The sequence below is a fragment of the Vibrio algicola genome (genome assembly GCF_009601765.2).
Classification (GTDB): Bacteria; Pseudomonadota; Gammaproteobacteria; order Enterobacterales; family Vibrionaceae; genus Vibrio; species Vibrio algicola.
Genome location: NZ_CP045699.1, coordinates 345,688 through 357,993 on the forward strand (window position 1 = coordinate 345,688; position 12,306 = coordinate 357,993).

General features: G+C 42.2%; 13 protein-coding genes. 4 read left to right on the forward strand and 9 right to left on the reverse strand.

All coding sequences use genetic code 11. The features are described from left to right. The first annotated feature begins 60 nt into the window (after positions 1-60). Entirely contained in the window at positions 61-1,488 is a 1,428-nt protein-coding gene (gene lpdA / locus GFB47_RS01530) for a dihydrolipoyl dehydrogenase (RefSeq protein WP_153446019.1), read from the forward strand. A 120-nt stretch (positions 1,489-1,608) separates the two neighbouring features. Here the strand turns inward: lpdA and GFB47_RS01535 are convergent, their stop codons facing one another. Then, a complete protein-coding gene (locus tag GFB47_RS01535; protein ID WP_153446021.1) occupies positions 1,609-2,223 on the reverse strand; it encodes a TetR/AcrR family transcriptional regulator in 615 nt (204 codons plus the stop codon). A gap of 292 nt (positions 2,224-2,515) precedes the next feature. On the opposite strand from GFB47_RS01535, the gene hpt reads away from it, so the two are divergent. Next, complete coding sequence (gene hpt / locus GFB47_RS01540) at positions 2,516-3,046, forward strand: hypoxanthine phosphoribosyltransferase (protein WP_153446022.1); 531 nt, start codon at positions 2,516-2,518, stop codon at positions 3,044-3,046. Positions 3,047-3,355: 309 nt separating this feature from the next. On the opposite strand, the gene can is transcribed toward hpt, so the two are convergent. After that, complete coding sequence (can, locus tag GFB47_RS01545; protein WP_153446024.1) at positions 3,356-4,027, reverse strand: carbonate dehydratase; 672 nt, start codon at positions 4,025-4,027, stop codon at positions 3,356-3,358. Between the two features lie 96 nt (positions 4,028-4,123). On the opposite strand from can, the gene GFB47_RS01550 reads away from it, so the two are divergent. Continuing rightward, complete coding sequence (locus GFB47_RS01550) at positions 4,124-5,083, forward strand: ABC transporter ATP-binding protein (RefSeq protein ID WP_153446026.1); 960 nt, start codon at positions 4,124-4,126, stop codon at positions 5,081-5,083. Continuing rightward, positions 5,083-5,853, forward strand: a complete 771-nt coding sequence (locus GFB47_RS01555; protein WP_153446027.1) for an ABC transporter permease — start codon at positions 5,083-5,085, stop codon at positions 5,851-5,853. Before GFB47_RS01550 ends, GFB47_RS01555 begins: the two co-directional genes overlap by 1 nt. A gap of 204 nt (positions 5,854-6,057) precedes the next feature. On the opposite strand, the gene GFB47_RS01560 is transcribed toward GFB47_RS01555, so the two are convergent. From GFB47_RS01560 to dksA, 7 genes are all read right to left on the reverse strand, one after another. Beyond that, entirely contained in the window at positions 6,058-6,597 is a 540-nt protein-coding gene (locus tag GFB47_RS01560; RefSeq protein WP_153446029.1) for a hypothetical protein, read from the reverse strand. A gap of 291 nt (positions 6,598-6,888) precedes the next feature. Beyond that, on the reverse strand, positions 6,889-7,770 hold the full coding sequence (gene panC, locus GFB47_RS01565; protein ID WP_153446031.1) for a pantoate--beta-alanine ligase: 882 nt from the start codon (positions 7,768-7,770) through the stop codon (positions 6,889-6,891). Between the two features lie 84 nt (positions 7,771-7,854). After that, a complete protein-coding gene (panB, locus tag GFB47_RS01570; protein WP_153446033.1) occupies positions 7,855-8,649 on the reverse strand; it encodes a 3-methyl-2-oxobutanoate hydroxymethyltransferase in 795 nt (264 codons plus the stop codon). Between the two features lie 133 nt (positions 8,650-8,782). After that, positions 8,783-9,286, reverse strand: coding sequence for a 2-amino-4-hydroxy-6-hydroxymethyldihydropteridine diphosphokinase (folK, locus tag GFB47_RS01575; RefSeq protein ID WP_153446035.1), 504 nt, complete (start codon positions 9,284-9,286; stop codon positions 8,783-8,785). Further along, positions 9,283-10,602 carry a polynucleotide adenylyltransferase PcnB gene (gene pcnB, locus GFB47_RS01580; protein WP_225874301.1) on the reverse strand — a complete coding sequence of 440 codons (1,320 nt, stop codon included), beginning with the start codon at positions 10,600-10,602 and terminating at the stop codon, positions 9,283-9,285. Before pcnB ends, folK begins: the two co-directional genes overlap by 4 nt. Positions 10,603-10,798: 196 nt before the next feature. Next, positions 10,799-11,674, reverse strand: coding sequence for a tRNA glutamyl-Q(34) synthetase GluQRS (gluQRS, locus tag GFB47_RS01585; protein WP_153446039.1), 876 nt, complete (start codon positions 11,672-11,674; stop codon positions 10,799-10,801). Positions 11,675-11,832: 158 nt separating this feature from the next. Further along, complete coding sequence (gene dksA, locus GFB47_RS01590; RefSeq protein ID WP_153446041.1) at positions 11,833-12,282, reverse strand: RNA polymerase-binding protein DksA; 450 nt, start codon at positions 12,280-12,282, stop codon at positions 11,833-11,835. Between the last annotated feature and the right edge of the window lie 24 nt (positions 12,283-12,306).

Below are 12,306 nucleotides of genomic sequence, written 5' to 3' on the forward strand. Positions count from 1 at the left end.
AGTAAATAGTGAAATGGGAATCGTCAGCTTGTCAGGGATAATGACTATAACGAGGTCAAAATGAGCAAAGAAATTAAAGCACAAGTAGTGGTACTTGGTGCCGGTCCTGCTGGATATTCAGCGGCATTCCGTTGTGCAGATTTAGGTTTAGAAACCGTGATTGTTGAGCGTTACAGCTCGCTTGGTGGTGTTTGTCTTAATGTCGGTTGTATTCCTTCAAAAGCATTACTACACGTTTCTAAAGTAATTGAAGAAGCCAAAGCGATGGCAGCACACGGTGTTGTATTTGGCGAACCTCAAACGGACATCACTAAGATCCGTTCTTGGAAAGACAAAGTTATTACTCAACTTACTGGCGGTCTAGCTGGTATGGCAAAAATGCGTAAAGTGACGGTAGTGAATGGTTTCGGTAAATTTACTGGCCCTAACACATTGCAAGTTGAAGGCGAAGAAAGCACTACAGTAACCTTCGACAACGCCATTATTGCTGCGGGCTCTCGCCCAATCAAACTGCCTTTCATTCCACATGAAGATCCACGTATTTGGGATTCAACTGACGCACTAGAGCTCAAAGAAGTGCCGAAGAAAATGCTCGTGATGGGTGGCGGTATCATCGGTCTTGAGATGGGTACTGTGTATCACTCTCTAGGGTCTCAAATCGATGTAGTTGAAATGTTTGACCAAGTGATCCCAGCAGCAGATAAAGACGTTGTTAAGGTATTCACTAAGCAAATTAAAAACAAATTCAACCTAATGCTTGAAACTAAAGTAACCGCAGTTGAAGCGAAAGAAGATGGTATCTACGTTTCAATGGAAGGCAAAAAAGCGCCAGCAGAAGCTGAACGTTATGATGCGGTTCTTGTGGCGATCGGTCGTGTGCCAAACGGTTCATTGATGGATGCAGAAAAAGCAGGTATTGAAGTTGACGAGCGTGGCTTTATCAACGTTGATAAGCAAATGCGCACCAACGTTCCACACATCCACGCTATCGGTGATATCGTTGGTCAACCTATGTTGGCTCACAAAGGTGTGCATGAAGGCCACGTTGCAGCAGAAGTTATTTCTGGTAAGAAGCACTACTTCGATCCTAAAGTTATCCCTTCAATTGCCTACACGGAGCCAGAAGTGGCGTGGGTAGGTAAAACAGAGAAAGAAGCGAAAGCCGAAGGCATTAAATACGAAACGGCGACTTTCCCTTGGGCTGCATCTGGCCGTGCAATCGCATCTGATTGTGCAGAAGGCATGACTAAGCTTATCTTCGATAAAGAAACTCACCGTGTTATTGGTGGCGCGATTGTCGGGACTAACGGTGGTGAATTGCTGGGTGAAATCGGTCTTGCAATCGAAATGGGTTGTGATGCAGAAGATATCGCTCTAACCATTCACGCTCACCCAACGTTGCATGAGTCTGTTGGTATGGCCGCTGAGATTTTTGAAGGGTCGATTACCGATCTTCCAAATCCAAAAGCAGTAAAACGTAAGAAGTAATAAAGCGATTTCGTCACTGGCAGTATTGGTGACGAATCTGCATTAAAAGGCCGTATGATTAAAAGATCATACGGCCTTTTTAGTATTAAAATCGTGGGTGTTGCACGTTAAAATCGGCTGTTAATCCTTTTCTTTATAAATACACAACATATCTAAAAAGCTGGCAACTAACTTAGTGAGGCTTTCTTTATCTGGACGACGATTAGCCTGCACGAATATTGAATAACAAATACCATGGAATAACTTAGCTATATTACTTGGGTTTTGTTCGTCACAAATCTCACCATTTTCAATGCCTTTCACAAACATCTCACGGAAATACTTTTGATGCTGACTGTGAGTTGAAACAAATAATGGCCATACTTCTTCGCGAGTTGAGGTGCTCCATTCAAACCAAATCTTAGTCCACTGAATATCGTCTAAAACTAAATCGACTAGCTGGTTAGAAAGGGTAGATAAATTTTGTTTAACCGGCAGATCTAAATTTATATTTTCCAATAAAAAGGCGGAGAAATGTTGTTCTACATTGGTGAGCACTTCATCAACTAAATCCTCACGGGTTGGAAAGTAATTAAACACAGTGGCAACCGAGACTTGAGCGATATCCGCGATATCTGCGTGGCCACCACGGCCAATGCCGCGCTTAGCAAATACTTCGATGGCGATTTCTAAAAGCTGTAATTTTCGCTTTTCAGGGGACAGCCGAGTCCTTGGGCGTCGAGTTAATATATCCATATCATAATCCTAGCTTATATTCTTTTATGCTTGAAATTCATAGCGTAATGGCTTCAATTATTTAAGAATGATAAAAAAACAAAATAGTAAATCACTGTTATAGTTATTATGTGAATAAGTCTACCTATGCCTAGTTTAGTGTCAATCTGAATAAAAAACATACAACTTAAGTCGAGTGCTTGGAAAAAGTTAACGAATACGTGCAGTGGTGGTAGAATGCGTGCTATGACACGATAGCTGATATTATTTCAGTTATGGTTAATAACAAAAAAATCTAACTATTGAGAAAGATATGAAACATACAGTTGAAGTAATGATCTCGGAACAGGATGTACAAGATCGAGTAAAAGTTTTAGGTAAAGCAATTGCCGAACATTATCAAGGATCTGAAAAGCTTGTTGTAGTAGGTCTATTACGTGGATCTTTCGTGTTTATGGCTGACTTATCACGCGCGATTGGCATGAATCATAAGATCGATTTTATGACAGCTTCAAGCTACGGTAACAGCATGACCAGCACCCGTGATGTACGTATCTTAAAAGACCTTGATGATGATATTAAAGGTATGGATGTGTTGCTGGTAGAAGATATTATCGATACCGGTAATACTCTAAGCAAAGTATGCGATATTTTAAAAATCCGCGAACCAAACTCAATTGAGATCTGTACGCTACTTGATAAGCCATCACGTCGTGAAATTGAAGTAGATGCGAAGTGGATTGGTTTTGAAATTCCAGATGAGTTCGTGGTTGGTGTGGGTATTGACTACGCTCAGAACTACCGTCATTTACCATACATCGGTAAAGTGGTACCACAAGAGTAAGCTTCCTCATGAAGCGGTCAGTATGCCGAATACGGTATTCTTACTTGTGATACTCAATATGACTGATGATCATTAGAATCACAGTGGTCTATTCAGTATGATTATTGAGCTGAAGGAATAAAAAAGAGCGATATGATTATCGCTCTTTTTATACCCGTCGTACTTGAAGCTACAGCTTTGTTGACTACGTTCACTCACCCTAATCACTTAGGCAAGCTAAGCCTATGGGGTTTCGTTTACTTGTCGCCTTACTGTAACGTCAATGACTTTGGCTGTGTATTTGATAGTGTTCTATTACAATAATGCAGATTACCCAATAATTTTCTCAGGGGTTTCTTCATTTAAAATCTTCGCAATTGAAGCTTGGTGGGAAATCTCTAAGCTTTCGTTACTATGGCAGCGAACACCTAAATCTTTCAATACACCGTCGCCAATACCGTAGCACCAGCCATGAATTTGTACTTTTTGGCCACGTTCCCAAGCTTGCTGAAGAATGGTTGAATTACCTAAGTTATAGGTTTGCTCTGCGACGTTTATTTCGCACAGCTTATCAGCCCATTGATCTTTGGGAAATTGAGAAAGCCAATTTCGGTGTTTAAGATACAGGTCGCGAATGTGGAGCAACCAGTTATTGATCAGTCCAAGATTTGGATTATCAATTGCCGCATTGACCCCACCACAGCCGTAGTGACCACAAATAATAATGTGCTTGACCTTTAAAACGTCAACCGCATATTGCACAACAGAAAGACAATTTAAGTCGGTATGAATGACTTGGTTAGCCACGTTGCGGTGAACAAATAACTCCCCTGAATACAGGCCAGTAAGGCGCTCAGCAGGGACTCGACTATCTGAACAACCTATCCATAGGTATTCAGGTTCCTGTGATTCTTCAAGTTTTGTGAAGAATTCAGGGCGTTCTGATTTGATAGACTCAGCCCATGTCGAGTTATTTTTGAATAACTGTTTAATATCTGGCATGTTACATTCCTCGTTAACCTGCTTTACTATACACAAAATCACCAAAAATCAAATCCGATCTGTGATCAATTTACCAAATGGATAAAAAAGATAATTATGTTCGCATTAGAGATAAAAAATTTACGCAAAGTTTATGCCGGTGGCGTCGAAGCCTTGAAAGGGGTATCACTCAATGTAGAGCAAGGTGATTTTTACGCTTTGCTTGGGCCAAATGGCGCAGGCAAATCGACAACTATTGGTGTTATAAGCTCACTGGTCAATAAAACTTCAGGCTCAGTAAAAGTCTTTGGTCATGATATTGACACTGATTTGGTTAAAGCGAAACTCGAACTTGGTTTAGTACCGCAAGAATTTAACTTCAACCCATTTGAAACGGTACAACAAATTGTGATGCAGCAAGCGGGTTATTATGGCGTTTCGGTCGCACAAGCGAAAGTTCGCGCGCAAAAATACCTTACTCAACTCGATTTGTGGGAGAAACGAGATGAACGTGCGCGTAATTTATCGGGGGGGATGAAGCGTCGCCTGATGATTGCACGCGCATTAATGCATCAACCAAAATTGCTGATTTTAGATGAACCGACCGCAGGCGTTGATATTGAATTACGTCGTTCAATGTGGGAGTTTCTAAAGCAAATTAACCAAGAAGAAGGGGTGACGATCATTCTGACCACTCACTACTTGGAAGAAGCTGAGATGTTGTGTCGCAATATCGGCATCATCAATAGTGGTGAAGTGATTGAAGATACTTCAATGAAAGCATTACTGAATAAGTTGACGGTTGAAACTTTTATTTTGGATATCGCACCGACCAATCAGCAACCACAACTTGAGCAAGCCAAGATCACCAACTTTGATTCAACCAGTTTGGAAGTCGAAATTGATAAGCAACAAGGGTTAAGTCAGGTGTTTCAACAGTTAAGTGCGCAGGGGATTGAAGTGTTATCGATGCGCAATAAAGCGAACCGCTTAGAAGAGCTGTTTGTTACGATCGTACGTAACGGTAAAAATATCAGTGAAAATAAAAAACAAGCAGCGCAAAGAGGTAATAAATAATGGCTGAATTATATTGGACCGCATTTAAAAGTTTAGTCACCAAAGAGATCCGTCGCTTTATGCGTATTTGGGTGCAAACTATTGTCCCGCCAGCGATCACCATGACGTTGTACTTTATTATCTTTGGTAATTTGATTGGTTCGCGTATTGGTCAGATGAACGGTTTTTCTTATATGGAATATATCGTACCGGGTTTGATTATGATGTCGGTGATCACTAACTCTTATTCCAATGTTGCTTCATCATTTTTCAGCTCAAAATTTCAAAAAAATATTGAAGAGTTGTTGGTCGCGCCGGTGCCTCATCATATTTTGATCTTAGGCTTTGTGATGGGCGGCGTGGTTCGCGGTTTATTGGTTGGCGCATTGGTGACCTGTGTGTCGTTATTCTTCGTTGATTTGCAAATTCACCATTGGTTTATCATTATTTCAACCGTGTTTTTGACCTCGATTGTGTTTTCTCTTGGTGGCTTAATTAATGCGGTATTTGCGACTACCTTTGATGATATTTCGATTATTCCAACGTTTGTATTAACGCCATTAACTTATTTAGGTGGGGTGTTTTACTCGATTAATTTACTGCCGGAATTTTGGCAGCATGTGTCTAAAATTAATCCGATTGTCTATATGGTGAATGCCTTCCGTTATGGTTTTTTGGGCGTATCGGATGTGGGTATCGTGACCTCATTTAGCGTACTGTTTGTATTTATTGCCGCTTTATATGCAGTAGCCTACGGTTTGATTTCGAAAGGAATTGGTCTGAGAAGCTAAAGCTTTAAGGGGGAGTAGCTGAGAAACGAGGACGTTACGCTTGAGAGCTGAAAATCGGTGGCAGACTACCAAGAGCGCTACAGTCTCGTCATCTCGACCATGACCCTAAGCGAAGAAGATACGGGATCTCGCTTTTAATGTTCGCCTAGTTTAAACGACAAAACCCCGCAACTTCACTGTGAAGTTGCGGGGTTTTTTTAATAATTAATAATCAAAAGAATAGTCATCTTTTGCTTCAATTTTTATCTTACCATTTTCGAGTTGATCTGAATTAACCAGATCTAAACCATCACTAACAGCTGAGTATGAATCATGACCACTAATATAGTGACCGTCAAAACTAACGCGAGGGTTAGTGAAAGAAGTATCAATTTTTAAGTAATGACTTTCATTACTAGAGAAGTTCATCTGAATTTCATCGCCACTATTTTTATAATTAATGTAATCACCAGAATCTTTAAATGTTGCAGTGATCATGCTGCCAACGATTTTAATTTCTAATTTTTCATCACTAGAAATACCGTTATTAGCTTTATCAATATCACACTCTGTTGTACCGGCAGCGGCGCAATTATCTATAATATATTCAGACACATAGCCTGTAGCATTTTTTATGATGTTAGCTTCTTGTTTTGCTTCTAGTACTGAAAAGTCAGTTGTTTTATCAAATGCTTTTTCTACATCTTCAGAATCACAACCGGCTAAAAGGGCGATAACGGCTGTTGCGACAAGTAATTTTTTCATAATAAGTCTCTCAATTAATTAATAAGTGATACCCATTTCTACTTGGGCACAAGCCAGATCATGGTCAGATACTACGTGACGCAGTTCAATATGGCGTAAAAAACACTGTTTTATTTGTTGTGTGAATAATGTCTCATTTTTAGGTTCATTTTATTGATCTAGATCAATTTATAATAAAAAAGACCAAGATAACAGCGATTGATTAGTTTGAGTGATGTTTTGTTGGAAGGTTGGATAGTAAAAAAGCTGCCAAATTGGCAGCTTTTAGAGGGAGTTGAGTGTATCAGGAGGTTATTCTTCTTCGCTATCGCTTGGGGCGGTGCTTGATAGTTCAACACTGATGTTGTCAATCAAACGCACATTACCTAAATGTGCCGACATCAATACGACTGCTTGTGTCGTTTCCTCTGTCGCCAGTTGTAAGGTACTGGCATCACGAATAAATATTTCATCGGGTTCTAGATCGGCGGCGCGCAGTTGATCGACCGCATCTTCCACCAGTGATGGATAATCTTTACGACCACCGCGCATTTGGCTGCCAATCCAACGCATAGTACGGGCTAATACGGGGGCACGCTGACGCTCACTTAATGTTAGACGAGAATTACGTGAACTCATCGCTAAGCCATCTAATTCACGCACTGTCGGCACGCCAACGATGTCAATGTCTAACGCTAAATCAATCACCATTTTTCGGATCATGGCGAGTTGCTGAAAATCTTTCTCACCAAAACACGCCACATCCGGTTGCACAATATTGAACAACTTAGTCACGATAGTGCTGACACCACGAAAGTGGCCCGGACGCGCTGCGCCTTCTAACATGTGAGACAAACCAGGAACTTCGACAAAGGTTTGTTTATCTAATCCTTGTGGGTACATGATGTCTGGTGTTGGGGTGAAGACAAAGTCCACAGCCTCTGTATTGAGTTTACTGAGATCGTTTTCTAGAGTACGCGGATAATTGGTGAGATCATCTTCACGTTCAAATTGCATTGGATTAACAAAAATACTGACCACAACGAGGTCTGCATGCTCGCGAGCCTTGCGCACTAAAGTCAGGTGACCTTCATGCAGGTTGCCCATAGTCGGTACGAAAGCGATACGGCGGCCATCACGGCGCGCACTTTTTAGCTGGTCTCTTAGCGAGGCTACATCAGCAAAAGTTTGCATGTTAATTCCTTAATTCTCAATATCTTAATGAAAAATACGTATTTAAAATCCGACGATTAAAAATAAATTTATTAAAATAGAGATTTATTCAAAACTGTGTTCTTGAGCGGGAAAGGTTCCTGCTGCAACATCTTGAATATATTTATCAATCGCTAATGCCATGCTGCCGGTTTCTGCTAAAAAATTCTTGGAGAATTTCGGCATATAGTTGGCTGAAATACCAAACATATCGTGCATGACTAAGATTTGCCCATCGGTTTTATTGCCAGCGCCAATACCGATCACGGGGATGTGTAATGCGGCAGTGATACGCTCAGCAAGGGCGGTTGGTACGCATTCTAACACAAGTAACTGCGCACCGGAATTTTGTAATGATAATGCGTCTTTTACGATTTGTTCAGCTTGATCGTGATCGCGACCTTGAATACGGAAACCACCAAAAATATTGACCGATTGTGGTGTTAGCCCTAAGTGAGCACACACCGGAACCGAACGTTCCGTTAACTGTTTTACGGTATCAATCAACCATTCACCGCCTTCCAATTTGACCATGTTGGCACCGGCGCGCATTAATTTGGCTGCTTCTTGGCAAGCTTGCTCTGGGGTGGCGTAACTCATAAATGGCATATCCGCCACCAGTAAGCTTTGTTTGTTTCCGGCGCGCACGCAGCGGGTGTGGTAAGCAATCTCATCCACGGTGACGGGCAAAGTAGAATCTTCACCTTGTAAAACCATTCCCAGTGAATCACCCACTAATAATAACGGCATTTGTTGTTGTTCAAAAAGTTGAGCAAAACTGGCGTCATAAGCGGTTGAAGTGGCAAATTTAATCCCTTCTTGCTTCCACTTAATCAGAGTATGAATGGAGACTTTTTTCATTATTGTATCCTTACATGAAGTTGGCTGAGCCGTTTACCTGAGCTCAATATAAGCTTTATCAAATTATTCTTGTTTTACCAAGCGCAAACCTGATCCAAGATTTCGTCGCATCAAAGATCCGCTTTTCAAATAGTTAGCCTTGCCAAATATTCAAGCCATTACGATCCACTTGTGGCAATAATTTTGCTAACTCTGTGCCATCAGGAAGGTGTAAGTCGGGCGCAATTTCAAATAATGGATAAAGTACAAACTCGCGTATTTTTATACCGTAATGCGGCACGGTGAGACGTGGGGTATCAATGGTTTGATTAGCATACAGGAGTATATCGAGATCGAGACTACGAGGCCCCCAACGTTCTTCTTTACGCACTCGGCCTTGTTGTTGCTCGATAGCTTGGGTGCAATCGAGCAAGTCTAATGGCGACAATCTAGTACGAACTTGCGCGACGGCGTTAATGTAGTCTGGTTGGTTTTGTGGCCCCATCGGCGTGCTGGAATATAACGATGAACAGGCCACTAACTCGAGATCTGGGTGTTGTTTTAGCGCTTCAATGGCCAGTTTGGCTTGCGCGACAGGATCGGCAAGGTTGCTGCCAATGGCAATATAAACCGTAACATCCGATCCTGACGTTATCATTCTGATGCAGCCGGTTTGGCGCTTGGTTTACGCTTAGCGTAAGTGCGCTTTTTACGACGACCAGAAGGTTGTGAATGACCCAGTGATTGCACCATATTTTGGCGATGCACCACTGGCGCGTCTTGGAATTCGTGCCACCATTGGGCGAGTTCCTCGACTTGACCACCTTCGACCGCGCCACGCATTTCTAGCATATCAAAGCCGGCGCGGAACTTATTTAGCTCAAGCATCTGGAATGCACGCTTACCAGTACGACGAGTTAAGCGTAATTGCAGTTGCCAAATATCGCGTACCGTTGCGGTGTGGCGACGTGGAATGGCTAAGCTTTTTACTTGCTCATCCATAATATGATTGCCAGCGGCCATGATCGCATCGTAATAGCTCAGCGATTTTTCATGCATCAGCTTTTCAGCTTCAGCTTGCAATGGATACCATAAGAAAGCGGCAAACATGAAAGCAGGATTGATCCGTTTACCACTATTGATGCGTTTATCGGTCGAGCGTAATACGGTTTCAACCATTTGCTCTACTTTCGAGGAATTATCGTCAGTAAAGTGACGCGCGACACTTGGGAATAAGGTGCCAAACAGTTGATATTCACGCAGCAGTTTATAAGTGGCTAAACCTTGTCCGGCTTGCAGCAGCTTTAAGGACTCTTCAAATAAGCGCGCGGAAGGCACTTCCGATAATAGCGGCGCTAACTCGGTAATAGGTTGCGCGGTTTTATCGGCAATGGTCATATCCAGTTTTGCCGCAAAGCGAATGGCGCGGATCATACGAACTGGATCTTCGCGATAACGAGTTTCCGGATCGCCAATCATACGAATAATGCCGTCGTTTAAATCTTGGATGCCGTTAGCGTGATCGTGAATACTGAAATCGGCAATGTTGTAATACATGGCATTAATGGTGAAATCACGACGTTCGGCGTCTTCTACCACTGTGCCGTATACGTTATCGCGCAACAACATGCCTTCTTTTGATTGGGCAGATTGATTTTTTTCTGGCTCTTGATGGTGGCCACGGAAGGTCGCAACCTCAATGATCTCACGACCAAACATGATATGAGCCAAACGAAAGCGGCGACCAATCAAGCGACAGTTGCGAAATAAGTCTTTAATTTGTTCTGGAGTGGCATTGGTGGCGATATCAAAATCTTTTGGCTCTTTGCCTAATAAAATATCACGCACACCACCGCCGACCAAGAAGGCATCGTAGCCATGATTACTGAGTCGATACAGTACTTTAAGTGCACTGTCGCTAATATGTGAGCGAGAAATTGGGTGCTCTGGGCGAGTAATAATGTTCAGCTTAATTTCTCCATTAGAGTCATGTTCGTTGTGTTCGGTTGACGCAAAAAGCTTACGACATAACTTAACTGCTTGAGTAAAGATAACTCACCTCGGTTGTATTTGTTGTGATACCAATTCTATTCAACAACCCTTAAAGCTGAAACTCTTGCTTCGATTTAAGGATAAAATTTTGCCATATAATAGCTCAGCTTGGATGATTTTAGAATGGGCAAGGTGCAGACAGTGTGCTTGGCAACTGGCTTAACGCCCAATGCTGGCAACCCCAAGCTAACATCTGTTCTATATTAGCCGATTGAAAGTCATCTGGCAGGGAAAACCCAAGAAATTGCATTGCCAATATAATGACAGGTTTCGGGTTGGCTAAATCCACCGCAGGGGCATGATTTTGTTTGGATAATTTATCGCCATGGGCATTGATTGCTAACGGTAAATGTAAGTATTTCACTTCGGGGTGATTGAGGTAACGATACAGATTAATTTGGCGTCCGGTGGGCTCAATTAAATCAGCGCCACGCACCACTTCAGTGATCCCTTGCGCGATATCGTCTAACACCACCGCAAGATTATAAGCAAACAAACCATCTCGGCGTTTAATAATAAAGTCTTCTTGCGCCAGATCGGTTGGAATATCAATGATGCCGTGTTTTTGATCGACAAATTGAGTGACTGGGGTATCAATCACTAATCGCACTGAGCAATCCGTAGCGGGTAAGTTTTTATCTCGGCAATGACCTAAATAGAAACCGCCATCTTGTTTAATTTGTTTGCGACTGCATTGGCAATAATAACCTAAGCCGCTGTCGAGCCAATCATCAATTTGTTGCTGATAAATAGGGTGGCGTTGACTTTGATAGATGACATCTTGATCCCAATGCAGGCCATAACTCTCCAAGGTTTTTAAGATCAAACTTGCTGCGCCCGCCATTTCACGTGGAGGATCGAGATCTTCGATACGAACCAACCATTGGCCATGTTGTGATTTCGCTTGAAAATAGCTACCAAGAGCGGCAACCATAGAACCAAAATGCAGTGGTCCAGAAGGGGAAGGGGCAAAGCGACCGATATACTGAGTCATAGAGATGATATTTGGTCTAAGGATTATTTGATGAGGCTTATTAAAGGGTGACGATTGATTGGCGAAAGCTTAAAACGCTTCGAGAGCCGAGAGGGAATAAATTCAACCCTCGGTTCTCGAAATGCAGCGTGAGCTTATACCAATCAAAGTAACAGGTATTAGCCTTGCATTTGCTTTTCTTTTAGCTCTGCGAGTGTCTTACAGTCGATACAAAGATCGGCAGTTGGACGAGCTTCAAGACGGCGAATACCAATCTCGATGCCACAAGAATCACAGAAGCCAAAATCGTCATCTTCAATTTTCATTAAAGTTTTTTCGATTTTTTTGATTAGGCGACGTTCACGATCTCGGTTACGAAGTTCTAAGCTAAACTCTTCTTCTTGAGAAGCACGATCAACAGGATCTGGAAAGTTTGAAGCTTCATCTTTCATGTGAGTCATAGTGCGGTTCACTTCGGTATGAAGTTGGTCACGCCATGCTCGTAAAATTTTTCTGAAGTGGTCCATTTGCTCTGGTGACATGTACTCTTCACCAGCTTGCTCTTGATATGGTCCAACACCCGCAATAGCTAGAATGCCTAGCGATTTTTTAATAGTTGATTCTGGCATACAGCGCTCCTACTTGCTCTTCAT

What these genes read in the sequence shown, in the direction of transcription:
- GFB47_RS01560 (WP_153446029.1), bottom strand. Translation starts at nt 6,597, where the DNA reads ATGAAAAAATTACTTGTCGCAACAGCCGTTATCGCCCTTTTAGCCGGT.
- GFB47_RS01555 (WP_153446027.1), top strand. Translation starts at nt 5,083, where the DNA reads ATGGCTGAATTATATTGGACCGCATTTAAAAGTTTAGTCACCAAAGAG.
- can (WP_153446024.1), bottom strand. Translation starts at nt 4,027, where the DNA reads ATGCCAGATATTAAACAGTTATTCAAAAATAACTCGACATGGGCTGAG.
- lpdA (WP_153446019.1), top strand. Translation starts at nt 61, where the DNA reads ATGAGCAAAGAAATTAAAGCACAAGTAGTGGTACTTGGTGCCGGTCCT.
- GFB47_RS01535 (WP_153446021.1), bottom strand. Translation starts at nt 2,223, where the DNA reads ATGGATATATTAACTCGACGCCCAAGGACTCGGCTGTCCCCTGAAAAG.
- dksA (WP_153446041.1), bottom strand. Translation starts at nt 12,282, where the DNA reads ATGCCAGAATCAACTATTAAAAAATCGCTAGGCATTCTAGCTATTGCG.
- GFB47_RS01550 (WP_153446026.1), top strand. Translation starts at nt 4,124, where the DNA reads ATGTTCGCATTAGAGATAAAAAATTTACGCAAAGTTTATGCCGGTGGC.
- hpt (WP_153446022.1), top strand. Translation starts at nt 2,516, where the DNA reads ATGAAACATACAGTTGAAGTAATGATCTCGGAACAGGATGTACAAGAT.
- panB (WP_153446033.1), bottom strand. Translation starts at nt 8,649, where the DNA reads ATGAAAAAAGTCTCCATTCATACTCTGATTAAGTGGAAGCAAGAAGGG.
- panC (WP_153446031.1), bottom strand. Translation starts at nt 7,770, where the DNA reads ATGCAAACTTTTGCTGATGTAGCCTCGCTAAGAGACCAGCTAAAAAGT.
- gluQRS (WP_153446039.1), bottom strand. Translation starts at nt 11,674, where the DNA reads ATGACTCAGTATATCGGTCGCTTTGCCCCTTCCCCTTCTGGACCACTG.
- folK (WP_153446035.1), bottom strand. Translation starts at nt 9,286, where the DNA reads ATGATAACGTCAGGATCGGATGTTACGGTTTATATTGCCATTGGCAGC.